Below are 25,673 nucleotides of genomic sequence, written 5' to 3'. Positions count from 1 at the left end.
TAGGAAGCAAAACATTGTTTAATAAAATTACTAAAACTTTCCAGTATGGAAATCATGAAGTTTCATTAGAAACTGGTGTTATGGCTCGTCAGGCGAGCGCTAGCGTTAAAGTAACTATGGGTGAAACCGTAGTATTAGTTACTGTGGTAGCTAATAAAGAAGCAAAAGAAGGGCAGGATTTTTTCCCGCTAACTGTTGATTATTTTGAAAAATCTTATGCTGTTGGTAAAATCCCAGGCGGATTTCTAAAGCGTGATGGTCGTCAGGCTAACCATGAAATTTTAGTTTGTCGTTTGATTGATCGCCCAATTCGCCCATTATTCCCAGAAGGTTTTTATAACGAAATTCAGATCGTAGCTCAAGTATTATCTCTTGATCCTGAGATTAGTTCTGATATTCCTGCAATCATTGGTGCTTCCGCTGCTTTGTCTTTATCTGGCGTTCCATTTAAAGGTCCAGTTGGCGCTGCACGTGTTGGTTATGTCGATGGCCAGTTTGTTTTAAATCCAGGACCTACAAAATTACTTGAGTCTAGTCTTGATCTAGTAGTTGCTGGTACTAAACAAGCAGTATTGATGGTTGAATCTGAAGCAAAAGAACTTCCAGAAGATGTAATGCTTGCAGCGGTGATGTTTGGTCATGAGCAATCTCAAGCAGTTATTAATGCAATTAATGAATTTGTCCGTGAAGTAAATCCGGTAGTTTGGGATTGGACTCCTCCAGCTAAAGATGAAGCGCTAATTGCTAAGATTAAAGAACTAGCTCATCAAGGCTTGGTTGATGCATATAATATTCGTCAAAAACAAGCGCGTTATAGCAAAGTTAACGAAGTGAAAGAAGCTGTAGTTGCACAGGTAATTACAGAAGAAAATAAACTTTCATTAAATACAGTTAATAATCATTTATTTGATTTGGAATCAAGCATTGTTCGAAATAAAATTCTAAGTGGTGAGCCGCGTATTGATGGTCGTGATACTAAAACAGTTCGTCCGATTGATATTCAGCTTGGTTTATTGCCACGTGCGCATGGTTCTTCATTGTTTACTCGTGGTGAAACACAAGCTTTAGGCGTTGTAACTTTGGGTACAAAAATGGACGAGCAAACGATAGATGCAATTGCTGGTACTTATTCTGAGCGTTTTATGCTTCACTATAACTTCCCTCCTTTTTCAACAGGGGAGTGTGGACGTTTGGGTGCTCCAAAACGTCGTGAAATTGGTCATGGTAACTTGGCTAAACGTGCATTAGCTGCGGTGTTACCGGATACTGAGGTATTTCCATACAGCTTACGTATAGTTTCTGAGGTTCTTGAATCAAATGGTTCATCGTCAATGGCAACGGTTTGTGCAGGTTGTTTATCAATGATGGAAGCTGGTGTGCCAGTTAAAGATCATGTGGCTGGTGTTGCTATGGGATTGATTCTTGATGGGAATAAATTTGCGATTCTAACCGATATTCTTGGTGATGAAGATCATCTTGGTGATATGGATTTTAAAGTTGCGGGAACAGAAAAAGGTGTTACTGCACTACAAATGGATATTAAAATCGAGGGAATTAGTAAGCCTATCATGCAAGTTGCATTACAGCAGGCGCGTGAAGGACGGATGCATATTCTTGGTTTGATGAAAGCTGCTTTGCCGTATCCTAAAATGTTATCTGAGCGTGTGCCACGTTTATATACCATGAAAATTAATCCTGAGAAAATCAAGGATGTAATTGGTAAAGGTGGTTCAGTGATTAAAGGGATTATTGCTGATACTGGTGCTACCATTGATATTACGGATGAAGGTGTGGTTACGATTGCTTCAAGTTCACGTGAATCTGCTGATAAAGCACGTTCAATAATTGAAGGTATTGTTGCTGAAGCTGTATTAGGTGAAATTTATCAAGGTAAGGTTACCCGTTTGCTTGATCGCAATATGGGGGCTATGGTAGCAATCCTTGGTGGACGTGAAGGTTTTGTCCATGTTTCTCAGATTGCCGTTGAGCGGGTAAATAATGTTGCTGATTATCTGAAAGAAGGTCAGGAAGTTAATGTTAAGGTAATTGAGTTTGATGATCGTGGTAGAATGCGTTTGTCTATCAAAGCAACTTTACCGCAGCCGGAAGTTCCTCCTCAAGCTCCATCCCCACAGCCTGAAACATCAACTGTTCAGTAAATTGGTAAAAAGCTCCAGATAAATCTGGGGCTTTTTTGTTGCGCTGCAGATAGCATTAGTTCGTCAGGTGTATTAGAATCCAGCCATCGTTAATAAATTTTGAGGTATGTTATGTTAGTTGGAGTTCCTAAGGAAATTAAAAATCATGAATATCGTGTGGGGATGACGCCTGCCGGAGTTTATGAGTTGGTACGACATGGGCATCAGATTCTAGTTGAAACTAAAGCTGGATTGGCTATCGGTTATGATGATGAAGATTATATCAAAGCCGGAGCAATGATTGCGAAATCAGCAGAAGAAGTTTTTGCCAAAGCGGAAATGATAGTAAAAGTTAAAGAACCACAAGCTGTTGAGTGTAAAATGCTGCGCCCAGGGCAGATTTTATTTACTTATCTACATTTAGCACCAGATCCAGAACAAGCAAAAGGCTTACTTGATTCTGATTGCGTAGCAATTGCTTATGAAACAGTAACCGATATAAATGGTGGTTTACCACTATTAGCACCAATGTCTGAAGTTGCTGGGCGTTTATCGATTCAAGCTGGGGCACATGCTTTAGAGCGCCATAAAGGTGGTTGTGGTGTATTGCTTGGTGGTGTACCGGGTGTTAAACCTGCTAATGTAATCGTGATTGGTGGTGGTGTAGTTGGTATCAATGCTGCTCGGATGGCTGCTGGTTTGGGTGCTGATGTTACATTATTTGACCGTAACTTGAATGTGCTTAAAAAAATTGATAATGATTTTGGTGGACGGATTAAAACCATCTACAGTAATCATATGAATCTGGAAAAAGCTATTCGTTCTGCACATCTCGTTGTTGGTGCGGTTCTTATTCCTGGGGCAGCAGCACCAAAATTGGTTAGCCGTGCTATGCTAAAAGAAATGAAAAAGGGTGCGGTTTTGGTTGATGTGGCAATTGATCAGGGTGGTTGTTTTGAAACTTCAATGCCTACAACTCATGAAAATCCAACTTATGTGGTTGATGATGTTGTTCATTATTGTGTTGCGAATATGCCGGGTGCTGTTGCTAAAACTTCAACACTAGCTTTGACAAATGCAACGCTACCATTCGTGGTTGAGCTTGCCGATAAAGGCTGGAAACAGGCAATTAAGGATAATCCACATTTGATGAATGGGCTTAATGTATGCCACGGTAATATTACATATTATGCAGTTGCACGTGATTTAGGTTATACTTACGTTGATCCAAATACAATTCTAAGTACAGTTGCTTATAATTAATCAGATTGAATTTTAGTCAATTTGTTAAAATACCTACCTGAATACGGTAGGTATTTTTATTGGAAGGTGATGCCATATATTCTCTTATTGAATCAAAAGAAAATAATCAGATCAAATATGTTGTGAAGCTTGCTACGGATTCTAAATTTCGTAAAGTATCACAACAATCTGTCATTTATGGGTATCATCTTATTGAAGAGGCTGCCAAGCATCAGCTACTAGCAAAGCTATATATAAATGAGAGTAAACTTACAGATTATGAGGAATTAATTGCAAAATATGATCTTATCGATAGGACTGTGTTAGTTATTGATAAAATCATGGATAAGATGAATCTTCTTGATTCAGCAACTGATTGCGTTGGGCTAATCAATATTTCTCAAAAAGAACTACTTGTTTCTCATGATGAAAGTTACATTCTTCTGGAAAATATTCAGGATCCAGGTAATCTTGGGACAATTTTTCGGGTAGCTCGTGCTGGTGGTATAAATAATGTAGTTCTATCGCCTAAAAGTGTTGATCCATATAATCCCAAAGTATTACGCGCATCGCAGGGCATCCAGTTTGGATTAAATATCTTCACCGAAATTGATCTAGAGCAGTTTATTAGTAGTTATCACGGGCAAGCTTTGGCAATGATTCCGGATGCCGCTGGGAGTATTTATGAAGTTAATCTGAATATTCCAACTGCTATCGTCCTTGGTAATGAAGGAAATGGGTTAACTGAAAAACTAAAATCCAAATTAATCAATCATGTGAGTATTCCGATGTGTGGCGATGCTGAATCGCTTAATCTTGCAATGGCAGCTGCAGTAGCTGTTTTTGAAATGTCCCGTCAAAGAATAATAAAATAATGCAAAAAATTCGTATAATTTCAAGAAATAGTCAGCTTGCAATGTGGCAGGCTAATCATGTCAAAGAAAAATTAATTTCGGCTAATCCCGGTTTGTTTGTCGATATTATCGGCATTACTACGGAAGGGGATCGGATACTAGATAAATCATTGGAAAAGATTGGTGGAAAAGGATTATTTATTAAAGAGCTAGAATATCAGCTCCTACATGAAAATGCCGATATAGCTGTACATTCATTAAAAGATCTTCCTGCCAAATTGCCGGAAGAGTTTATTCTCGCGGCGATTCTTGAACGAGAGGATCCACATGATGCTTTTGTTTCAAATAATTACCAATCAATAGATGAATTACCCGATGGGGCAATTGTTGGTACATCAAGTGCGAGGCGTTCTGCTATTTTAAGAAAATATTATCCGCAGTTGGAAATTAAGCTTTTACGTGGAAATTTACAGACAAGGCTGGCAAAACTAGACAATGGTGATTATGATGCAATAATTCTTGCCGTTGCTGGATTAAAACGGCTTGGTCTTGCCGAGCGAATAAAAACAATTCTACCAGCAAAAATTTTTGTACCCGCAATCGGGCAGGGAGTTCTTGCTGTTGAAATACTAGCTAGTAGAAAAAATGAATTACTATCCTTATTGAAGAAAATTGAAGATATAGATACTAGTAGACTCGTAGGGGCTGAGCGTGAAATGGGACGTTTTATGAATGCAAGCTGTAATGTTCCAATAGCAGGTTACGCTCGAATGGAAAATAATCAGCTACATTTATCTGCTATTATTGCTGATCCTGACAATGTTAGTTTTTATACTGCAGAAATAACAGGTGACCCTGATAGCTACTTACAAATAGGGCAGGAGTGTGCTAGGTTATTGCTTGCTGATGGTGCTCAGGAGATTCTTGGGAAATACTTATAATATGTTACTAGTCGGGCGTCAGGAATCTCAGGCAGCTGAACTTATTGAATTATTGACTATCAATGGTTATGCTGCAAAATGGCTGCCATTAATGACCACTAGATTAAATACTCCTGAATATGCAAAAATTCAGCAAACAATAACATGCTATCAGAAAATCATTATAACTGCCCCGGCAGTAATTGACTATTTATGTATGGAAGTAGCGAAGTTAGGTAGTCAAATAACGATACTTACTCCCGGAGTTGCTTCAGCAAAAAAAATAAAAGAAGTTAATCGAGACGTACAGATTTTATATCCCAAAAACGGTTCTGGGATTGAGTCAATAGCTAAAGAATCGTTATTGGATCAGTTTCTTGATAATGAAATTTTGGTAATTGGTGGGGATGAGATCAATCCTAGATTAAGACTACTGCTTGAAGAATACAAGATTAAGTTTAGCTATGCTAGTATTTATCATAGATTAAATATAGGTCTGGAAAATCTTGATGTGATTGATAAATTTATATCTGACCCGCAAATTATAGGTATAATCATTACTAGCACGCAAATTGCCGACTATTTACTGGAGTGTGTTAGCAGGCTTAATTTGATAAATCGGCTACAGGAAATTTTAATAATTAGTATTCATCCGCAGATAACGGATTATCTGTCTAAAAATGGGATATCAAAGGTACAAGAAACTTTTGCCAGTGATAATCTTTCGATATTGCAAACTATAAGGGCTTTCATGAATGAGTGAAGAACAAAATAATTCTACTATGGTGTCTGGAGAGAATTTAGTTAAAGCTAAACGTCAGCGAGTATCTAAAGTGCCAGTATTACTTGCTTTACTGGCGTTATCTAGTACCTTATATCTTGGTTACCAAGGGATGTATGGAGAATTTGGGGTTCGCCAACAGATGGCAAATAACGCTATTGTCCAGCACCAGATTATGCTATTAACTCGCCAAAATCAAGAACTGAAGGCTGAATTACAAAATCTTGCAAATAGTCAGCAAAATTTACATCAACAGATACAGCATGCTACCCCTAATCAGGGGGTTATTGTTGTTAATCAGCTAAATAATCTGATTGGCGCAGCTAACCAAAGCCTAATTTTATATCATGATATTCCTTCTGCGCTTAAATTGCTTAATTATGCACTACAAATTGTTTCTGTCCATAATGAACCTCAATACGCGGATATCAAAATTAGCCTGACTAAAGATATTGAGTCTATTCAGGCAATTAATAGTTTTGATAATACAGTAATTGCTACCAAGTTGGAAGATGCTTACCAGTTATCATTAAAATTAAATATTGTATCTGGGGCAGAAACAACAGCGCCAAATAGAAATGTAAGTTCAAAACACGATAGTATTTGGGATAATTTTATTGCAAATTTTAAGAAAACATTCTTGGGTATAGTTAAAGTAGAAAGTTCTAAAACTGCAGATAGCAATTTATCTCCAGATCAAAGTGCTTTACTCTATCAGCATCTGCAATTGGATATTTTAAATGCCCGACAGGCTTTTGTAAGTAAAAATCAGGGATTGTGGCAGCAAAGTTTAAAAGATGCTATTGAAGTTTCGGGTAAATATTTTGTAAATGATCAAAATCTTATTCAGGAACTACAAATTTTACGTGAATTACAGGCAATAAATCTCGACAATGCTAAGGCAAATCTTGATTTAACTATGCAATCGTTGGTTAAGTTGCAACAGTTTATACCTATTTCAAGTATTGCTGAGTCTGCAAATTAAGCGATCAGCTAGGACATCGGCATGAAAAAATTATTCTGGTTATTATTTATTTTTATTCTAGTGGTTGTTATTGCCACTTTAGGGCAGTTATTAAGTGGTAATGTAGTCATTTATTTAGATGAGTATAAAGTCAGTTTTAGTCTGAATTTATTGATAGCTGGCTGGATAATTACGTTACTTGGTGTTGTAGTAGCTTGGAAAGCTATTAAGAGTACTTTTATGCTGCCGCAATCCATCGCTGCTTTTTTTATCCGGCGTAGGCTTGCCCGCGTAGATAAAATGCTCACTCAGACTCTAGCAGATTATCTCTCTGGTAATTATCTGAAATCTGCAAAAATTGCGGCTAAACTTGCTCAATTGAATATTTCAGCCGAAAGACAAAGCCTTTGCCTGATTCTTGCTATAGATGCTGCAATTCGTGTAAATAATCTTTCTAATGTCAATAAGATGATTGATAAGCTTAACGAGTCTGCCAATTTAAATATTAATCAAGCGCAAAAAATTATTCGAGCAAAATCAGCTACGTTAAATCAGCAGTATTTACATGCAATTACCTTACTAAAAGAAGTTATCCAGTTTGATTCAAAGAATATCGCTGCGTATCAGCTCTTGTTGGAAAATTATATATATGCTAATGATAAGGAAAATGCAGAGGAATGCCTGAAATGGCTGAAGAAGCGCAAGATTTTTCCACTTTACCTCAATGAATTTTATCAACGCTTTGGTGTCATTAATTAACTAAGGATTTATTATCGAGTTATGAAACAACAGACAAAAACCAAATTTGCCCGTAAAAATCGAGAAACTATATTACCTTCAAAGCTTGCTCGGTTACTCAATGATATTATTGCAATAGTTTTATTTGCTATTGCCTTGATGCTTTTTCTGGCATTGGCTACCCATTCGGCTAATGATAACGCATGGTCAAGAACTATTGACTCTCAAGTCGTACATAATAAACTTGGGGTTGTTGGCGCATATATATCAGATATTATCTTTTATATTTTTGGAATGTCTGGCTGGTGGCTGGTTTTAGGGATATTCTATCTGGGATGTTTTAAAATCAGTCGTAAAAAATTCAATACTGGTAATTGGACGAATATTTATCAGATTGTTAGTTTTATTTTTCTTGTAGCTGCTTCTTCTGTTTTTGAGTATATCACTTTTTATGGACAAGCAACTACGCTACCTGATGGTGTAGGCGGTAGTTTTGGTGGGTTTCTTTTTAGTATTGCTTATTATTTTGTTGGTGAGGTTGGTGTTGCGGTAATAAGCTTGCTAGTAATGATAACAGCGTTTTCCTTTGCTTTTGCTATTTCTTGGGTTACAATTGCAGAAAGAATTGGTGCTGGGCTTGAATACGTTTATCTTGGTTTAGCTGGTCTAGTAGAACGGAAAGATGAAGAAGCCTATGAAGAACCTCAGAAGGTAACAGAAAAGAAAAGCTTCTTTGGCTTTAAACGAAAAGCAAAAGTTGATGAGGATACTGAAATAGAATCAGAGTTTACTCATAAACTGGTCGATTATGAGGAAGCTATTGAAGAAAAGGCGAATAAGTTTAGCAGTAAATTTAGATTTCTGAAAGAGCAAAAAGATGAAGAGCTTTCTACTGATGAGGAAGTATACAATAATAGTATTGATGAAGATGAAATAGAAGAATTTGTAGTTCATCAGCCAAAACATCAGGAAGCTGCTAGTGATCTTGATTTTCTTGCAAGACTTGATAATATAGATAGCGAAAAACCAGTATCGATTAACAATGAAGAAATTATACCTAAACCATTAGCTAAGAAGCCAGTAATAGTACCGAAACTACATAGTGTTGATCTACTTGCTGAATCTGGTAAGCGCCAATTGCCCGCTACCGCACTACTTAATCTGCCAAAACAGCAGGCAGAAACAGTTTCTCCTGAGACAATTGAGTATGTATCAAATACAATAGAGAATACTTTAGCCGAGTTCGGTGTTGAAGTTAAAATTATCAATGTGGAAAGTGGTCCTGTAATTACTCGTTATGAGTTAATTCCACCGAAAGGCGTGCGTGGTGATAAGATTACTGGACTAGCTAAGGAAATTGCTCGTTCATTAGCATTACCAAATGTACGGGTTGTTGAAACAATTCCTGGCAAAAATTCGATGGGTATTGAAGTACCAAATTTCAAACGACAAGTCATTTATCTCAAAGAAATTTTTGACTCAAGTGTTTATCGCAATAATAGTAGTCTTCTTACTTTAGCATTAGGTAAAGATATTGCTGGAGATGTAATTGTTACTGATTTAGCTAAGATGCCACATTTATTGGTAGCCGGAACTACTGGTTCGGGTAAATCAGTTGCAGTTAATGGGATGATTCTATCAATTCTTTTTAATGCTACGCCTGATGAAGTTAAATTTATCATGATCGATCCAAAGATGGTCGAATTATCGTTTTATCAGGATATTCCTCATTTATTGGCTCCAGTAGTGACTGATATGTCTCAGGCAGCAAATGCGCTAAAATGGACTGTTGGTGAGATGGAGCAGCGTTACCGGATTATGGCAAAAATTGGTACTAAAAATATTGTCACTTTTAACCAGAAAGTTGAAGCAGCAATTAGTCAGGGTACTCCGATAAATAATCCATTAAGTATAGACCCAGCCAATCCAGAACCGCTATCAAAATGGCCGTATATCGTAGTAATCATTGATGAGTTAGCGGATTTGATGATGGTTGCGGGTAAGAAAATTGAGCAGTATATCGCGCGTATTGCGCAGAAAGCTCGTGCGGTTGGGATTCATCTGATAGTTGCAACCCAACGACCTTCGGTAGATGTTATTACGGGCTTGATTAAAGCTAATATCCCAGCCCGGGTTTCATTTCAGGTTTCAAGCAAGATTGATTCTCGAACTATTTTGGATCAGATGGGTGCTGAGACACTATTAGGGCAGGGTGATATGCTTTTCCTAAATCCAGGTTCGGGAGTTCCACGCCGGATACATGGTGCTTTTGTTAATGATGATGAATTACATAAAGTAGTTGAGTTTTTGAAAGCCCAAGGCGCTCCGGATTATAATGATGATATTCTGACTGGCGCATCGGAAGTAACTATTCCTGGCTTTGAAGAAGATTCCGGAGCTGAAGGTGGTAGCAATATTGAGAAAGACAGTGTTTTTGATGAAGCCGTCAAATTTATACTAGCTTCTAAGCGTTGTTCTATTAGTTCTCTCCAGACTCAGTTTGGGATTGGTTATAATAAAGCAGCACGGATAATGAGTCATCTTGAGAAAATTGGCATGGTACGGCGTAATGAACGAGGTGGTTTTGAGCTACTTAATCAGCCGTCAACCACCTGATTTTATTTGGCTTTAGTGGTCTAGATTGTGCCAGGTTTTAGGTGGCGCACTAGTATATTAAAGCATATAATTCCAATAATTATAAATATTATATATAATATTGGTAGTAATAAAATATTTGAATTATTTAAAAATCCTAAAATAGTTACGATAACTACAGCTGAGCCCATATTCACAAAACTTAGCATCGCAGAAGCATTGCTCTTGTCAGATGCTTTGCTAAGTGCCAGTGCTGAGCTATTACCAAATACAAAACTAAATCCAATATATATTACAAACATAGGTGCAAAAAGACTTAGATGATTTTGCGGGAATAAGCCGACCCCTGCAACTATTGCAATAACTCCTAAACTAGCAATTGTCAGACCAATTTTTAACATTCTGGTCGTTGAATATGTTTTCCCTAACGCGCTAGCCATAAGTGAACCAAGGATCATACCGACAACTGGTATAAAATTGTATATTCCATATTGTGCTGTACTCATATGCATTATATCCATTGCAATAAATGGTGCTAATGCTGCAAATGTATAAACAAAACATGTTCCACTACCAACTAGTAAGCCACCTAAAACCACAGGTAATGATTTAATTTGTGCGAGATAGTTTTTAGCAATTATCTTTGGATTTAATGCATTATTATTTTTATCTTGAATTACTTCTGGTAAGGTTATTCCAATAATGAGAATTAACAATCCATAAATACACATTAAATAAAAGCTACTTGTCCAATTAAAATATTCGAGTAATACCCCACCTGCAAATACAGCCAAACCGGGTGTAATTGCAAATGAAACAGTTAGTAAACTGATAATGCGTGCATTTTTATCTGGATCAGCAAGCTTGCTAGTCAGGATAAATGCTAGAGTTAAGCCTGAGCCTGCGCCAATCGCCATAATTGTCCTAGAGATAAGTAAAATGCTAAAAGAGTGCATTGGTGCTGAGGCTATACAACCAGTTGCTCCAATTATTTCTACGATGGCTCCGATTATAATGGTTTTACGACTACCAAAGTAGTTTGTCAGTGGACCATAAAATAGCTGTCCAAGAGTATAGCCAACCAAATACCAAGTTACCGTAAAGCCTGTAATATTTGTTGAGACTCCAAAGTATTCTGCTATTTGTGGTAACCCTGGGGTGAATGCAACTGCACCCACTGAACCAAATGAGATTAGCAACATTGTTGCTAATATTTGAGATGTTTTCATTTTATAACCTCTTATGTTTTCAATAAAGCAGTATGATAACAGAGCGCAATCAATTGGTTTTATGATGCTGATCCAAGATATTATATAATATCGGAGAAGTTATAAATATTCGAATATTATGGGAAATAAATGCAACCTAATCAAACTATGACCAGCTTGTGTTTGGATAAAATTCAGCAATTGATACTATCTGGTGAGCTTTTGCCGGGAGATAAAATTAAGGGTGAGTACCTCAAGAATTTGCTTGGAGTAGGACTGAGCCCTATTCGGGAAGCATTGTCACGATTGGCAAATACTCCATTGGTTGAGTTTGTTGATAATATTGGTTTTACTGTTGCTTGTCTTAGCAAAGAAAAAATTGTTGATACATATACTACTTATGCAAAAATTGAAATGTTATCATTAGCCGATGCTATTGAATTTGGTGATGATCTTTGGGAAAGTAAGATTATTGCATCTTTATATCGTTTATCCAAAGTGGAAAAAGATCAGAAAAGCATTCGATATAGAGACTGGGTTAAATTAAATAATGAGTTTCATGAGTCGCTTATCGAAGGATGTAAACTGGAGTATTTAAAAAAAATTAGGAATGAATGCGTATTAATTCGTGACTGGTATTTTACCTTGGCTTTTCCTGATTTGGATGAGAGGCTTATTGAAGTTAGCCATAGTGAGCACCAACGTCTAGCTGAATTGGCTATTGCTAGGGAAAAAAATCTTGCCAGTGAACTGATTTATAGTCATACTTTGCATAGTCTGGAAATACTTATTGCAAGAATTTCCAGCCGTAATTTATTTAATTAGTGTTTTCCGGTACTACCAAATCCGCTTTCGCCGCGATGAGTTTCTGTAAATTCATCAACCAGCTCAAAACCTACCTGGACTACAGGAACAATGACCAATTGCGCCATTCTTTCCATTGGGTTTAGCGTAAATTCAGTATTGCCTCGATTCCAAAGTGAAACAAATAACTGCCCCTGATAATCTGAGTCAATTAAACCAACAAGATTACCCAGAACAATTCCATGCTTATGCCCCAATCCAGAACGGGGTAGTATCATTCCACAGAGATTAGGATCTTCTATATGAATTGCTAGACCTGTTGGGATTAATTCGGTTTGTCCTGGTTTTAAAATAATAGTATTGTCTATGCAAGCGCGTAAATCAAGTCCTGCCGACCCCATTGTTGCATAAGCTGGTAACTGCTCACGAATCTTTTCGTCAATTACTTTAATTTGAACTTTAGTTGACATTTTCAATCCTGTGTCGTAGATATTTAATCAAATGTATCATATATGCTAAAGATTTACGCTCGTAATCAAGTTTTGGATTATATTCTGAAATTTCAAAAGCAATCAGCTTGTCAAAGTCAATTTGATCAAGAGCTTTAATGAAAGTTTCGCCACTAACACCACCTTCTTCTGGAGTACCAACAGCGGTAAATTCAGTTGCAGATAACCCATCTAAATCAAGACTTATTCCTACATGTTTTGTTTGTTTGGATAGGCGTTCAAATTCGCTAGCAAATAATTTGATAAAGTTTTCTTCGTTTAATTGATCTTGATAATAGACCTTAATGCCTAGTTTATCAATGAACTCTTTTTCTTCTGGCTCATATGAACGGATTCCGAAGTAAACCAAATTCTCAGGTTTTAATTTGGGTGTTTTTGTTAGGATTGAAGTTAATTCTGGATGTCCATAACCAAGTAAATGAGAAACTGGCATACCGTGCAAATTCCCGGATTGTGAGGTTTCAGGACGATGTGCATCCATGTGTGCATCAATCCAGATCATGCTTAATTCTTCACCCTGACTAAGAATATAGTCACCAACACCACTCCATGTACCTATTGCACAAGAATGATCACCACCCAGTAATACTGGGAAAGTATTTTTATTCAGCATAAAGCTGATATGTGAAGCAACTTTGATAAAGTAATTTCTTAAAGCAAATTGATCGTGTTTGTGACCTTTGTATGCATAACTACAGCAATCAACGAAATCATCTTCTTCAGCTAATGCGTTGATTAAATAATAAGGTGCGCTTTCACAACCCAGAACTCGACCACAGTTACCAATTGCTGAACCAATAAATTTGACATTTCTAGTCATTTTTTGTCCTAAAAAAGTTTAATATGAATAAAGGGCGGTTTAAACCGTCCTTTATATTTTAATCTGATTATTATTGGAGAGTTTTACTTGTGTAAATCTAGAACCGAAATCAGGTTTTTAGGATCATTTATTGGTGGAATCATATCGATGTCATGACCGATACCGTATTTATGTGCTAGATCATGAGTAAGTCTTAGCGCAGAGAAATCTTCAATTGCAAAACCAACTGAATCATAGATAGTAACCTCAGAATCTTCTTCACGTCCTACTTTACTACCACTAATAAGTTCCCAAAGCTCAGCATGGAGAACTTGTTTTACTTCTTCTGGGGTGATTTGCTGAATATCGCCTTCAACCATTGATTGCTCAGTGTATTCTACGATGACTTTACCACGGAATAAAATTGCTTTATCTAGCTCAGTTTTACCAGGGCAATCACCACCAAGTCCGTTTATATGTACTCCTGGTTTTACCCATGAATTTTCAATTACTACAGCGTGTTTTTTGCATGCTGTACATACGGTTATTATATCTGCGCCATTACATGCTTCTTCTGCGCTAGTACACCGAACTAGATTAAATCCCTTATCACCAAGATTGCGTTCAAATTTATCCATGGCTAATGGATCAATATCAAAATAGCGAATTGTTTTTATTGGACGTACCATACGGTGAGCCAATGCCTGAAATTCACTTTGCGCACCAGTTCCGATTAAAGCCAAAGTAGAGCTATCTTTACGTGCCATATATTCGGTTGCTATCATTGTTGTCGCCGCAGTTCTAAATCCAGTTAGGGCAGTCATTTCCGATAAAAGAATAGGAAAGCCATACTTAACTTCAGACATTTGCCCGGTAGCAACGATAGTTTGCTTACCTTCAAGCGGATTACCCGGATGACCATTTACATACTTGTAGGTAAAATATTGTTTATCAGCTGTTGGCATTAACTCTAAAACTCCACCTGGGACATGTGCTGCATACCGTGGTGACTTGTCAAATTCGTTCCAACGAACAAAATCATTTTTTAAATAACTAACCAGATCAGACATAAAATTTTCAAAACCATGCTTTTTAACTATCTGTGCCAAATCTTGAATCGTAACTAATTTCATAAAATTCCTCAAAATACTCAAAAAAATATGCAGTATTATAGCCTAAAAATCTCTTTTATATCAAGGTATTCAGCGGATTAATCCATGTTGCACTGCACTAGAGCTATGTTATTAGAAAAGCTTAATGGACTGGATACATGTTAAAATATAGTACTATTTTTAGCTCAAATCAGGAAGTTTATGCGCAATACAAAATTATCACCAAGGAGAATTTCACGATCGTTAGCCGTTCAGGGAATTTATCACTTTCAAACTAATCCAAAATCAGTTAGCGAAATTGAAGATTACTTGCAAAATAGCAATGATGAGCTATTTGCAAAAGCTAACTATGATTTGTTGCATTCTCTTCTAGATATGGTGACTAGCAATTTTATTCCGAGTCTTGAGTTATACGCTAATTATTCATCGCGTAAGCTGGAAGAGATTCAACCGATAGAAAAAGCTGTGCTAGCAATAGCTGCGGTTGAGCTTAAATATAGCCTTGAAGTGCCCGCTCCGGTTATTATTAATGAAGCGATTGAGTTAGCGAAACTATATGGTGGTGAAGACTCATTCAAATTTGTCAATGGTTTAGTTGATAAACTAGCTAATGAAATACGCCAAAATGAGATGGAGTACTTCAGAAATAATCCAAGAGTTAGGAAATAGTTTTTCTTATTTTCTGGCTCAAATGTGAAAACTGGTAACTGTTTTCTGTAATCTGTGATGGAGGTGAAATTTGCAAACTGTAAATTTATTGCCACTATATGGTGTTATGGTTGTAGCTATCGGTTTTTTGTTTAGATTGAATCCCCTAATATCAATCTTGATCTCAGCTATAATAACTTCGGTTGCAGCAAATAAGTCTATACCGGATATTCTCGCCTTGATTGGCAGTGGCTTTATCAAAACTCGGAATCTTTCTTTTCTTGTAATTCTACCACTAGCAATTATCGGTTTAATGGAAAAACATAGCTTACGAGAGCGGGCTCAAGCGCTTATCTCCAGATTTGCCAATCTAACAGTGTCTCGTTTGTTAATTACCTATCTATTTTTGCGTCAGCTGACTGCATCGGTTGGTTTAGCCATGTTTGGTGGGCAAGCTCAAATGGTCCGACCTCTTCTAGCCCCAATGATTGAGGAAATTGCTCGTAAGAAATATAAAAATATACCACGAGAAACATTGGATCTACTTAAAGCACATGGTGCGGCTTGTGATAATATTGGGCTTTTCTTTGGTGAAGACATTTTTGTGGCGTTTGGTGCGGTTATTTTGATGACAACTTTTCTTCATGAGTTTGGTATTCACGTAGAGCCAATCCATGTTGCATTTTGGGGGATTCCTACTGCATTATGCATCTTTATTGCACATGCTTATCGCCTTTACCTTCTTGATCAATACCTAAAAAAGATCGCTACAATTTTAGAACACGAGACCGATAATGACCATAATTAAGATGGATTATTTCTATTTTATTACAGGTATAATTCTATTGGTAAATGCGCTGAAAGTATTTAAGTCTAATGGAAAGTCTATTGGCGGGCTATTTTGGCTGATATATGCCTTACTTTTTATTATTGGTGATATATTACCTGATACTATTGCTGGAATTTTGGTGGTGGTTATGATTATAATTGCTGGCATCGGTGTGGTAAAGCCAATTGGTGCTAGCACTACTAAACAGCAGAGAAGTTTACGTACTGATAATAAGGTATTTATTCCCGCATTGGCAATTCCTCTAATTACGCTATTTTGTATTTTTATTTTAAAAGATATCCAAGTTAGTGGAGTCAATTTATTTGAGCCAAAACATATTACTCTGGTTGGTATCGGATTGGGGTGTATTTTTTCATTAATTCTTGCCTGTATTATTTATCGTGATACTCCAATAAATGCTTTTTTTGAATCAAGTCGCCTGTTAGATGCGATTAGCTATCCAATTGTCTTACCTCAGCTCCTTGCAATGCTTGGAATTGTTTTTGCTAGCTGTGGGGTAGGGACGGCGGTTGCCTACCTTGTTAATACTTACCTTGATGTAAGTTATTTATTTACAGGAGTAGCAATTTATGTTTTTGGTATGGCAATACTTACTATTCTTGTTGGAAATGCATTTGTAGCCTTTCCAGTTATGATGAGTGGTGTGGGGATTCCTGTACTTATTCATTCCTTTCATGCAGATCCTGCGATAGTTGCTTCAATGGGTATGCTTTCTGGCTATTGTGGTACATTAATGACGCCTATGGCGGCAAATTTTAATATAGTTCCTGCTGTACTTCTTGAATTACCTGATAAAAATCAGATAATTCGGGTTCAACTCCCAACTGGTGCTATCATATTACTCGTTAATGTGATGTTGCTTTACTTGCTTCTTAAAATCTAAAGAAATTACCATGAAAAAAATTATAATCACTGGATTTGAGCCTTTTGATAATGAGGTTATAAATCCCTCTGCCGAAGTTGCAATGAGCTTTGCTGGTAAGTTAATTAATGGTTATGAAGTTTTATATTTTCAGTTGCCTTGCATTTTTGATGCATCAATTAGAGCACTTGATTTAATGATTAAACAACATCAACCGGATATGGTTTTGTGTCTTGGGCAAATGGCAGGTAGAGTAGATATTTCTCTTGAGCGGATAGCTGTTAACCTAAATGATGCACGTATCCCTGACAATCAAGGTAATCAGCCAATTGATACTCCTGTTTTAACTGATGCTCCGGTTGCGTATTTCTCTAATTTTCCCATTAAAAAAATTCTGGAAAGATTGCGTGCACAAAGTATTCCGTGTTCAATTTCTCAATCAGCCGGAACTTTTGTGTGCAATCATGTATTTTTTGGCTTAATGCATCTTATTCATGATTCTGATAAAAAAATCATGGGAGGATTTATTCATTTGCCTTACTTGCCTGCACAAGTTATAAATAAACCTGGACAGCCTTCAATGGACATTGGATTAATGAAAACTGCTATTGCTATTACATTGGATGTTATTTCTAGCTAAATTTTAATGATTAAAGTCTATTGGAATAAAAATTTATCAATAAGTTATCTAAATAGTTTCTTCAGCTTTAAAGCTATATTCACCAAAATAATTAAAGCTGGTACTTCAACTAAAGGACCAACAACGCCAGTAAATGCTTCTGGTGAATTTAAGCCAAATGTAGCAATAGTGACAGCTATCGCTAATTCAAAATTATTCCCTGCGGCGGTAAATGCTAGTGTAGTAGATCTAGAATAATCAGCACCAAGTTTTTTACTAATAAACATCCCTAAAATAAACATAATCCCGAAGTAAATAACCAATGGAATAGCTATTTTAACTACATCAAATGGAATTGATAATATTATCTCTCCTTTTAAGCTAAACATTACAACTATGGTAAATAGTAAAGCAATTAAAGTGAGGTAGCCTATTCTGCTCACAAATTCTTGCTCATACCATGCATAGCCTTTTGTCTTTACCAGTACCCAACGAGTAAGAAACCCTGCAATAAACGGTATTCCCAAGTAAATAAAGACACTTTCTGCTATCTGGCTAATACTAATATTGACTTGATAAGCCTGTAAACCAAAGAATTGTGGTAGCCAGTAAATAAAAATCCAAGCATATAAACTAAAAAGAAACACTTGAAAAATGCTATTAAATGCAACTAATCCAGCGCAATACTCACGATTACCACCAGCTAGATCATTCCAAACAATTACCATTGCTATACATCGTGCTAAACCGATAAGAATTACTCCAACCATGTAATTAGGCTCATTATGCAAGAATATCATTGCCAGACTGAACATTAATATCGGACCAACTATCCAATTAAGCAGCAAAGAAACCCAAAGAATTTTAGTATCCTTGAATACTAGCGGCATTTCTGCATAATCAACTTTAGCTAATGGCGGATACATCATTAGAATTAATCCAATAGCTATTGGTATATTAGTAGTACCAACACTATAGCTATTAATAAAAGTTGGCAAGGTGGGGTTAAATTTACCCAACATTAAGCCAAGAAACATAGCTAAAAATATCCAAAGGGTTAAAAATCGTTCAACAAATGCAAGCTTCTTCATTTCCAGCTCTTTACTAATTGAGGTAGTTCATTTTGCAAATACGTCTTTATTTCATCACGCACTTGACGATAAATAGTTAGTTTTTCTTCTTCATTGATCAGATTGGTTGCTAATTTAGGTGGATCCTGAAAAGAGTGATGTAGTTTTTGTGCTAATCCGGTAAAAATAGGGCAGGATTCATTAGCATGATCACATACGGTTAATACAAGATCAAATTTTATATCTTTAAAAGTATCAATATGTTTACTGCTATGCATTGACATATCTAGCCCAAGTTCATTACATACCTTTATTGCATACGGATTCATGCCGTGGGTTTCTATCCCAGCTGAAAAAAATTGATGCTGAGGGTACAAGTTGCGGGCTATAGCTTCAGCCATTTGGCTGCGACATGAATTACCGGTGCATAAAAATAGAATATTTAACATTCTGATTCCCTTTTTATTAACTGCGTTTTAATTTTCATCTGTTCTAACAAGTCCGCACCATCAAGCTTTATGATTAGTTCTGCTAACACATTACCAGTTGAGCTTAATTGATAATGCTTCCAACGAGTTGCTTTGCGTGCAGTAATAAGCCCAGCTTGTTCAAGTTCCTTTAAATGACGTGATAGATTGGAGTTTGATAAAGTAAAACAATCTTCGATATGACACAAACAAATATCTGGGCTCAATGCAATGAGTAGTAAAATTTCAAGACGAGTTTTATCGCCAAGCGCTTTGAAAAGTTTTTCCATAATTGGTCCTATAGTTTTTCAGGTAAATTGAAGGTCTCTGCTTCACTATAACGTTGTACTAGATAATCCATATTTCCTCTTAATAAAAGTGTGAACTTAAATAGCTCTTCCATAACATCAATCACTCGCTCGCGGTAAGAAGACTCCTTCATTGTACCATCATCATTAAATTGTTCATATGCTTTGGCTACAGATGATTGATTTGGAATAGTGAACATCCGCATCTAGCGCCCAAGAATGCGTAGATTATTAACCGCATTAAAAGATTGAGAGCCCCCACAGACTTGCATGACTGCTAGCAATTTTCCTTGCGTAGGTCTCACTGCCCCAACACTTAATGGAATCCAATCAATTTGATTTTTTAAAATCGAGGAGATATTCCCATGAACCTCTGGAGATACCCAGACCATTGCTTCACACCAGTCAACAAGATGGCGTAATTCTTTCACTGGCTCAGGAAGTTTTTCAAAATCAGTGGTTTGAGTAAGGCTAATATCTGCTAGCGGTAAACTGACAGGGTTAAAAAAGCGCGTTTCAGCACCAAATGAACTGACAATACGTCCAGCTTCCTCAGCCAGTAATCGGCTATATGAACGCTCCCGTAATGATCCATATAAAAATAATATTTTGGGTGGATGCTTGGGAATTTCGCGACCATGGAAAAATAATTTGTCAAGAACATTGTCTATACTGTGCTTTGGTAACATATTGCTGCCTTATTTAGAATGGGTTTAAAGTATGATATTATATCATATATGCAAATATATGCAAATATAGTAATGGTGGGCGGTAGGTATATAATTATCTGAAAGCTTATTTAAAGTCTTTCAATCTATCAAAGAATAAACTAAACTGGCTTTGATATAATTTTTTCTTTAAAACAAGTATCTGCATAAGGTTCCAATGTAATAATGCTGTTAATGATAAAATTCTTACTTGATTTATTGTTTTTAATAAAAAGATGGAATGGTAAATTGATGAATAAAAAAGGGTTATTTTGCCGTTATTATTTTTTCGGGTAGTATAATCATGCAACTGGTTGTTTCACCGATGGCAGGAGTTACTGATGCTCCATTTAGGACGCTAGCGATCAAAAATGGAGCGGATTACGGTATTTCAGAAATGATTACTAGCCAAACACATCTTTGGGATAGCAATAAAACCCGTCAACGGCTAAAATCGTCTAATCGTGGCGAACCTAAATCAATAATCCAGATTGCCGGGGCATCACCAGATGTAATTGCTGAAGCTGCGTTAGCTTGTAGTAAATTTAAGTCTCTAGATGCGATTGAAATAAATATGGGCTGTCCAGCAAAAAAAGTCTGTAATGTCTTAGCTGGTTCTGCGCTATTAAGAGATAGTAAGCTTGTTGAAAGTATTTTAAATGCTGCGGTTAATGCAGTGCAGATTCCAATTTTTCTTAAAACTCGGCTTGGCTGGGATCATGATAATAAAAATATTACCGATATTGCTTTAATAGCTGAAGACTCTGGGATAAAATCTCTTGCAATCCATGGTAGAACCAGAGCTGATATGTATAATGGTGAAGCTAGTTATGACCTTATTGCTAAAGTAAAGAAATTAGTTTCTATTCCGGTATTTGCCAATGGTGACATTGACTCTCCTGAAAAAGCAGCTATGGTTATTGATTTGGTAAATCCTGATGGTTTATACATTGGGCGTGGGGCTTTGGGCAAGCCATGGCTATTTCAACAAATAAAAGATTATCTTAGCCATGGACATTACTATCAGATTGATGATATTAATTATCTGTTAGATTTAATTTTAGAGCATATTCAGACAATCCATGAACATTATGGTGAAGTCCAGGGAGTTAGATTTGCCCGTAAGCACTTTAAGTGGTATCTTGAAGCTAATGTGCTACTATTTAATAATCAACATAAATCAATATTTCAAGGCTTTAGCCAGATTGAAACAGCTGATTTACAGCTTGAGTATATTTCAAAAATAAGAAATTACAATCATTCGCAAATTTTGTTTATTTGATTATTAAAATACCAGTTATAATATTCTATTAGTTAACAAAATTACTGGGATATTAAAATGCGTAATCTAGCCCATGAGTCAGTAAAAACCAAACTCGAATCTTATCAAAGTGAAGTTGTTCTAAAATACCAGATTTATAACGGTCTATTTCTTGGTCTGCCCTTTGCTGATTCGGATCAAGCAGGTGCTAGATTACCAATTTTTAGTAAAATGTGTGAGGATTGGCTAAAAGAAGGTAAAACTCCCCCGAAGCTGTTGCCAGATATCTTGAAGTTGTTCCGATTCCTGAAGAAAGAAAACCCGGGCTATTGATTAAATTTTTGCAATTTGTCGAACGGCAAGTGGTGCTCTTTGATGCACTTGAAGATGCAGCCTTCAGTAAGATAAATGACATGTCTGGCTTTGGTACAATTGACTATATGCTACAAAAAGTCAATAATGAGCAACTAAAGTACCATAAACATCTTCAGAGTTTACTAAAAAATTATAAAACTCGACTAGTATTAACCGCACATCCAACCCAGTTCTATCCAAATGTTATCTTGGCAATCATTGTTCAATTAGGTAAAGCAATCGAAAATAACGATCTGGATAAAGTCCGTGACCTATTTTTGCAAATGGGGTTAACTCGCTTTGCCAATAAAGCTAAACCAACGCCAATTGATGAGGCTTTAAGTATTATTTGGTATTTGGAACATGTTTTTTATAATGTAGTACCAAGCGTTCAATCAAAACTTTCTTCTGAAATGGTTAATCTAGATATTGGTTTCTGGCCAGGTGGTGATCGTGATGGAAACCCCTATGTTACAGCTGATGTTACCATTGAAGTTGCTGATCGCTTGCGTAATTCCTTAATGCGCCTTTACTATCGAGACATACAGGATTTACGATTAAGATTAACCTTTGATGGACCATATGATGATCTTGGTAAAATTGCATTAAAAATCAAGAAAGATCAGTATAGAAACTATTCTGAGTTAATTAATGATCTTAATTCAGTGATGGTAGAGCTGAAAGAGAAATATCAAGGACTTTTCAGTGATCTAGTACGTGATGTAATCTTAAAAATTAATATCTTTAAATTCCATTTTGCCAAAATTGATATTCGCCAAAATAGTGCTATTCATAGAAATGTGGTACATGAAATTTTATCAGCTAGTGGAGTTAATCATGACTATAAATCACTAGCTGGTAATGAGAAATTAGATTTGCTAGTTGCTAATTGGAATATTAATCTTAATTCAGCAAATTTAACTGATGAAATGGCAAATGAAGTATTAAATACTATTCGGGCAATTGCCAAAGTTCAGAAGCTAAATGGTAAACAAGCAATTGAGCGCTATATTATCAGTAATACTGATTCAGTAGCTAGCGTAGTCGAAGTTTTATGGCTAGTGAACCAGATTAATCACGAACTTGATAGTGAGAGCAAAATTCTGATCGAAATTGTGCCATTATTTGAAACTGTAGATGATTTAGATAATTCTTATTCCATAATGGAGCAATTATATAATTTACCAGTCTATGCTAATAATTTGAAAGCCTTGTCTAATCAGCAGACTATAATGCTCGGATTCTCTGATGGTACTAAAGATGGTGGTTATTTAATGGCTAATTGGGCTATTTTTCTTGCTAAGAAAAAATTAAGTCTCCTTGCCAGTAAATATTCAGTTAATGTAACCTTTTTTGATGGGCGTGGTGGTCCTCCATCGCGTGGTGGTGGTAATACCTATGCCTTCTATCAGAGTCTGGCACAAGAGATTGAGGCACATGAAATTCAGCTTACCATTCAAGGGCAAACGATTTCGGCTAATTTTGGCACGCACGACTCAGCTATTTTCAATATGGAACATTTACTTAGTGCTGGTATTTCCGGACAATTATTTACTACTGAAAGTTCAATTATTGAAAAAGATGAAGAAGAATTGATTAATCAGATGGCTGAGTATTCACTTGAGTACTACCTTCAATTGAAAAATGATCCGATCTTTCTTGATTATTTGCAGGAGATTACACCGCTTAATTATCTTGCCGCAGCGAATATTGGTTCACGTCCGGCAAAACGGAATAAGGGTAGCGAATTAAAACTCGAAGATCTCAGAGCAATTCCTTTTGGTGGGGCATGGATGCAAATGAAACAAAATATCCTTGGCTATTATGGTGTTGGTAGTGCAATCCAAAAATTACTTAGTCAAGATCGAATGGCAATGCATAAATTACAGCACCTATATCAACATTCATTATTCTTTAAGGGGCTTGTAGATAATTCAATGCAGAGTCTTGCGACGACTAATTTTGAGATTACGAAACATCTACGAGATGATCCCAAATTTGGTGCTTTTTGGCAAAAACTTTATGATGAGGCGGAGTTAACCAAAGAATTATTACTTTATATATCAGGGCATGATAGCCTGATTGCAGATAATCCAGTCAAGGATCTGTCAACGGAGTTTCGCGAGCAGATCATTTTGCCATTATTATTAATTCAGCAATATGCGATGGATAAGTTACGCAAGATGGATAGTAATGATGAGAGTTACGAGACATATGAGCATTTAGTTAAGAAATCACTTGCCGCGAGTATCAATGCCAGTCGAAACTCAATCTAAAATAAAAGGTCAGATAAAATCTGACCTTTTTTAATCAATAACTTATGTTACGCAGATAAGCCATTACACAGATATAAAACAAATTTTTCCTCATGGCGGACTGCTTCAAAACAACGAACCAGTCCGCAAAATCGTCAAAATTCATTTTATACCTCTGAAAATTATATAAGTGCGTAACATCAGTCAATAATTAATTGCTGGTATATTCACGATGGAAATTTTCCAGCTGCTGTACTAATTCCAGAATTGCTTCTTTAGGTGGCAGAAAAGTTGTCCGGAAATGTAACGTGCCCGGATGTTGTCCAAAGCCAGAGCCAGGCACCACACAGATACCAGTTTTTTCCAGTAATGACAGACAATAAGCTTCATCTGGTGCAATATCCCCAGTATTTAAACGGTGTTCTGGCAAAGTAATGTTTACGAAAGCGTACATTGCACCTTCGGGATATTTACTTTTATACCGTCAATTTCATTTAATGCCTCGCCAATAATCAAAGACTTTTCTTTAAGGTCATTTAGGATGCTTGTACGTTCATGAATATATAATTCATAGCTAGCATCGCCGGGGTGGGGTGGGGTAACCATCAAATAGGTAGCCATTTGACCAACTAAGTTTGCACATAGATTGATGGATTGTAATTTTACCAGCTGGGCAAACATTTCATCACTCACATTTCTGACTTCAAGATAGCCAGAACGATGCCCACACTCACCATAAAACCCTTTTGACATTGAATGAAAGCTAAAGAGTGAAACATCTTTAATTTTCATATCATCCATTACTTTAGCAAACGAATGGAAGCTTGAGGATTTACTATAAATATTTTCCTGATATACTTCATCTGCTAAAATTGCCAGATTATGCTTACGTGCAAAATAAATTATCATTTTGATATTTTCATATGATAATACTGCACCAGTTGGATTTCCCGGATTGATCACAGTGATTGCTAAAGGATTAATACCCTGTTTAACAGCATTCGCATAGCTAGTGTGTAGTGCATGTTCATTTAATTGCCAGTGGTTTTCTTCGTCCAGATAATAACCGATTGAGTGTCCTCCAAGAAGTGTCATCGTTGCACTATACATCGGGTATTGAGGAATTGGGAGCATTATTCCATCTTTATCATTTTTGATAATTGCTGTTAGCACGGTTTGAGCAGCTTTACTTGCACCATCAGTAAGGATGATCCGATCTGGATTACTAGTTATTCCATCGCGGTTATTAATGAATTTTGCTACTGCTTCGCGGACAAAACTAACTCCGCTACTTTCCGAGTATGCACCAAGCCCTTCTGGCATTTGTTTAAGGATGTGTTTTGCTCGGCTAATTGAATCACTATGGAATAGATCGCCTAAATCTTTTTCAAGAAGCTGGGGAAACTCAAGAAGGCTCAAAACTTCACGAACATAGCTTAGCGGTTTTTGGTTAAATGTATGTGGATTTCCAATATTACAGTAGGTAATCTTACGTCCTTGACGTTCGAGTTCCTGTGCACGAATGGTTATACGTCCACGAACAGCATACTCTGCTTTTAATAATTTTGGACTGATACTTTCTATTGTTAACATAATCTTTTATTCCTG

The 25,673-nt window shown here is 36.4% G+C and carries 27 protein-coding genes; 16 read left to right on the top strand and 11 right to left on the bottom strand.

Annotation, left to right across the window (positions count from 1 at the left end; translation table 11 throughout):
- The first annotated feature begins 14 nt into the window (after positions 1–14).
- From pnp to CUN60_RS08980, 8 genes are all read left to right on the top strand, one after another.
- Positions 15–2,159: a polyribonucleotide nucleotidyltransferase gene (gene pnp, locus CUN60_RS09015; protein ID WP_102951723.1), complete on the top strand. Its 2,145-nt coding sequence runs from the start codon at positions 15–17 to the stop codon at positions 2,157–2,159.
- Between the two features lie 111 nt (positions 2,160–2,270).
- Positions 2,271–3,401, top strand: coding sequence for an alanine dehydrogenase (gene ald, locus CUN60_RS09010; RefSeq protein ID WP_102951722.1), 1,131 nt, complete (start codon positions 2,271–2,273; stop codon positions 3,399–3,401).
- A 59-nt stretch (positions 3,402–3,460) separates the two neighbouring features.
- The gene (locus tag CUN60_RS09005) at positions 3,461–4,255 is read left to right on the top strand and encodes a TrmH family RNA methyltransferase (protein ID WP_102951721.1); all 795 of its coding nucleotides are present in this window, start codon (positions 3,461–3,463) and stop codon (positions 4,253–4,255) included.
- Positions 4,255–5,175 (top strand): hydroxymethylbilane synthase, encoded by a 921-nt coding sequence (hemC, locus tag CUN60_RS09000; RefSeq protein WP_102951720.1) that lies wholly within the window; start codon positions 4,255–4,257, stop codon positions 5,173–5,175. The genes CUN60_RS09005 and hemC overlap by 1 nt, the downstream gene beginning before the upstream one ends.
- 1 nt (position 5,176) lies before the next feature.
- Positions 5,177–5,917: a uroporphyrinogen-III synthase gene (locus tag CUN60_RS08995; RefSeq protein ID WP_158649367.1), complete on the top strand. Its 741-nt coding sequence runs from the start codon at positions 5,177–5,179 to the stop codon at positions 5,915–5,917.
- Complete coding sequence (locus CUN60_RS08990) at positions 5,910–6,920, top strand: uroporphyrinogen-III C-methyltransferase (protein WP_102951718.1); 1,011 nt, start codon at positions 5,910–5,912, stop codon at positions 6,918–6,920. The genes CUN60_RS08995 and CUN60_RS08990 overlap by 8 nt, the downstream gene beginning before the upstream one ends.
- Before the next feature lie 21 nt (positions 6,921–6,941).
- Positions 6,942–7,658 carry a heme biosynthesis HemY N-terminal domain-containing protein gene (locus tag CUN60_RS08985; protein WP_102951717.1) on the top strand — a complete coding sequence of 239 codons (717 nt, stop codon included), beginning with the start codon at positions 6,942–6,944 and terminating at the stop codon, positions 7,656–7,658.
- A gap of 21 nt (positions 7,659–7,679) precedes the next feature.
- On the top strand, positions 7,680–10,253 hold the full coding sequence (locus CUN60_RS08980) for a DNA translocase FtsK (protein WP_245866343.1): 2,574 nt from the start codon (positions 7,680–7,682) through the stop codon (positions 10,251–10,253).
- A 20-nt stretch (positions 10,254–10,273) separates the two neighbouring features.
- Here the strand turns inward: CUN60_RS08980 and CUN60_RS08975 are convergent, their stop codons facing one another.
- The gene (locus CUN60_RS08975; protein WP_102951716.1) at positions 10,274–11,461 is read right to left on the bottom strand and encodes an MFS transporter; all 1,188 of its coding nucleotides are present in this window, start codon (positions 11,459–11,461) and stop codon (positions 10,274–10,276) included.
- A 129-nt stretch (positions 11,462–11,590) separates the two neighbouring features.
- On the opposite strand from CUN60_RS08975, the gene CUN60_RS08970 reads away from it, so the two are divergent.
- Positions 11,591–12,265, top strand: a complete 675-nt coding sequence (locus CUN60_RS08970) for a GntR family transcriptional regulator (protein ID WP_102951715.1) — start codon at positions 11,591–11,593, stop codon at positions 12,263–12,265.
- Here the strand turns inward: CUN60_RS08970 and dut are convergent.
- From dut to CUN60_RS08955, 3 genes are all read right to left on the bottom strand, one after another.
- Complete coding sequence (gene dut / locus CUN60_RS08965; RefSeq protein WP_102951714.1) at positions 12,262–12,714, bottom strand: dUTP diphosphatase; 453 nt, start codon at positions 12,712–12,714, stop codon at positions 12,262–12,264. The two genes, CUN60_RS08970 and dut, sit on opposite strands and share 4 nt — an antisense overlap.
- On the bottom strand, positions 12,704–13,573 hold the full coding sequence (locus tag CUN60_RS08960; protein WP_102951713.1) for an arginase: 870 nt from the start codon (positions 13,571–13,573) through the stop codon (positions 12,704–12,706). The genes dut and CUN60_RS08960 overlap by 11 nt, the downstream gene beginning before the upstream one ends.
- A gap of 83 nt (positions 13,574–13,656) precedes the next feature.
- Positions 13,657–14,685: an ornithine cyclodeaminase gene (locus tag CUN60_RS08955; protein ID WP_102951712.1), complete on the bottom strand. Its 1,029-nt coding sequence runs from the start codon at positions 14,683–14,685 to the stop codon at positions 13,657–13,659.
- Between the two features lie 180 nt (positions 14,686–14,865).
- On the opposite strand from CUN60_RS08955, the gene nusB reads away from it, so the two are divergent.
- The 4 genes from nusB to pcp all read left to right on the top strand — a co-directional run bounded on the left by nusB (position 14,866) and on the right by pcp (position 17,664).
- A complete protein-coding gene (gene nusB / locus CUN60_RS08950) occupies positions 14,866–15,333 on the top strand; it encodes a transcription antitermination factor NusB (RefSeq protein ID WP_102951711.1) in 468 nt (155 codons plus the stop codon).
- A 70-nt stretch (positions 15,334–15,403) separates the two neighbouring features.
- Complete coding sequence (locus CUN60_RS08945; protein WP_222593249.1) at positions 15,404–16,120, top strand: DUF969 domain-containing protein; 717 nt, start codon at positions 15,404–15,406, stop codon at positions 16,118–16,120.
- On the top strand, positions 16,107–17,045 hold the full coding sequence (locus CUN60_RS08940; protein WP_102951710.1) for a DUF979 domain-containing protein: 939 nt from the start codon (positions 16,107–16,109) through the stop codon (positions 17,043–17,045). The genes CUN60_RS08945 and CUN60_RS08940 overlap by 14 nt, the downstream gene beginning before the upstream one ends.
- Positions 17,046–17,055: 10 nt before the next feature.
- Complete coding sequence (gene pcp / locus CUN60_RS08935) at positions 17,056–17,664, top strand: pyroglutamyl-peptidase I (protein ID WP_102951709.1); 609 nt, start codon at positions 17,056–17,058, stop codon at positions 17,662–17,664.
- Positions 17,665–17,708: 44 nt separating this feature from the next.
- Here pcp and arsB read toward each other — a convergent pair whose 3' ends face one another.
- From arsB to CUN60_RS08915, 5 genes are read right to left on the bottom strand one after another with little or no spacing between them, the layout of a single operon-like run.
- Positions 17,709–18,734, bottom strand: coding sequence for an ACR3 family arsenite efflux transporter (gene arsB, locus CUN60_RS08930; protein ID WP_102951708.1), 1,026 nt, complete (start codon positions 18,732–18,734; stop codon positions 17,709–17,711).
- On the bottom strand, positions 18,731–19,162 hold the full coding sequence (locus CUN60_RS08925; protein ID WP_102951707.1) for an arsenate reductase ArsC: 432 nt from the start codon (positions 19,160–19,162) through the stop codon (positions 18,731–18,733). Before CUN60_RS08925 ends, arsB begins: the two co-directional genes overlap by 4 nt.
- Positions 19,156–19,470, bottom strand: a complete 315-nt coding sequence (locus CUN60_RS08920; RefSeq protein WP_102951706.1) for an ArsR/SmtB family transcription factor — start codon at positions 19,468–19,470, stop codon at positions 19,156–19,158. Before CUN60_RS08920 ends, CUN60_RS08925 begins: the two co-directional genes overlap by 7 nt.
- 8 nt (positions 19,471–19,478) lie before the next feature.
- Complete coding sequence (locus CUN60_RS13460; protein ID WP_425266143.1) at positions 19,479–19,694, bottom strand: NADPH-dependent FMN reductase family protein; 216 nt, start codon at positions 19,692–19,694, stop codon at positions 19,479–19,481.
- Entirely contained in the window at positions 19,695–20,177 is a 483-nt protein-coding gene (locus tag CUN60_RS08915) for an NAD(P)H-dependent oxidoreductase (RefSeq protein WP_425266142.1), read from the bottom strand.
- Positions 20,178–20,499: 322 nt separating this feature from the next.
- Between CUN60_RS08915 and dusB the strand changes: the two genes are divergently transcribed.
- The 3 genes from dusB to CUN60_RS08900 are packed head-to-tail and all read left to right on the top strand — an operon-like array spanning position 20,500 to position 24,086.
- Positions 20,500–21,477 (top strand): tRNA dihydrouridine synthase DusB, encoded by a 978-nt coding sequence (gene dusB, locus CUN60_RS08910; RefSeq protein ID WP_102951705.1) that lies wholly within the window; start codon positions 20,500–20,502, stop codon positions 21,475–21,477.
- Between the two features lie 57 nt (positions 21,478–21,534).
- Positions 21,535–21,789, top strand: coding sequence for a hypothetical protein (locus CUN60_RS08905; protein ID WP_102951704.1), 255 nt, complete (start codon positions 21,535–21,537; stop codon positions 21,787–21,789).
- The gene (locus CUN60_RS08900; protein WP_102951703.1) at positions 21,786–24,086 is read left to right on the top strand and encodes a phosphoenolpyruvate carboxylase; all 2,301 of its coding nucleotides are present in this window, start codon (positions 21,786–21,788) and stop codon (positions 24,084–24,086) included. Before CUN60_RS08905 ends, CUN60_RS08900 begins: the two co-directional genes overlap by 4 nt.
- Before the next feature lie 190 nt (positions 24,087–24,276).
- Here CUN60_RS08900 and CUN60_RS13100 read toward each other — a convergent pair whose 3' ends face one another.
- Positions 24,277–24,519: a hypothetical protein gene (locus CUN60_RS13100; RefSeq protein WP_222593248.1), complete on the bottom strand. Its 243-nt coding sequence runs from the start codon at positions 24,517–24,519 to the stop codon at positions 24,277–24,279.
- Entirely contained in the window at positions 24,504–25,658 is a 1,155-nt protein-coding gene (locus CUN60_RS08895) for an aminotransferase class I/II-fold pyridoxal phosphate-dependent enzyme (protein WP_222593247.1), read from the bottom strand. Before CUN60_RS08895 ends, CUN60_RS13100 begins: the two co-directional genes overlap by 16 nt.
- Between the last annotated feature and the right edge of the window lie 15 nt (positions 25,659–25,673).

Source organism: Aquella oligotrophica, assembly GCF_002892535.1.
Classification (GTDB): Bacteria; Pseudomonadota; Gammaproteobacteria; order Burkholderiales; family UBA11063; genus Aquella; species Aquella oligotrophica.
Note: the sequence above shows the minus strand (reverse complement) of the source record. Positions and strands in the feature narration are given on the sequence as shown.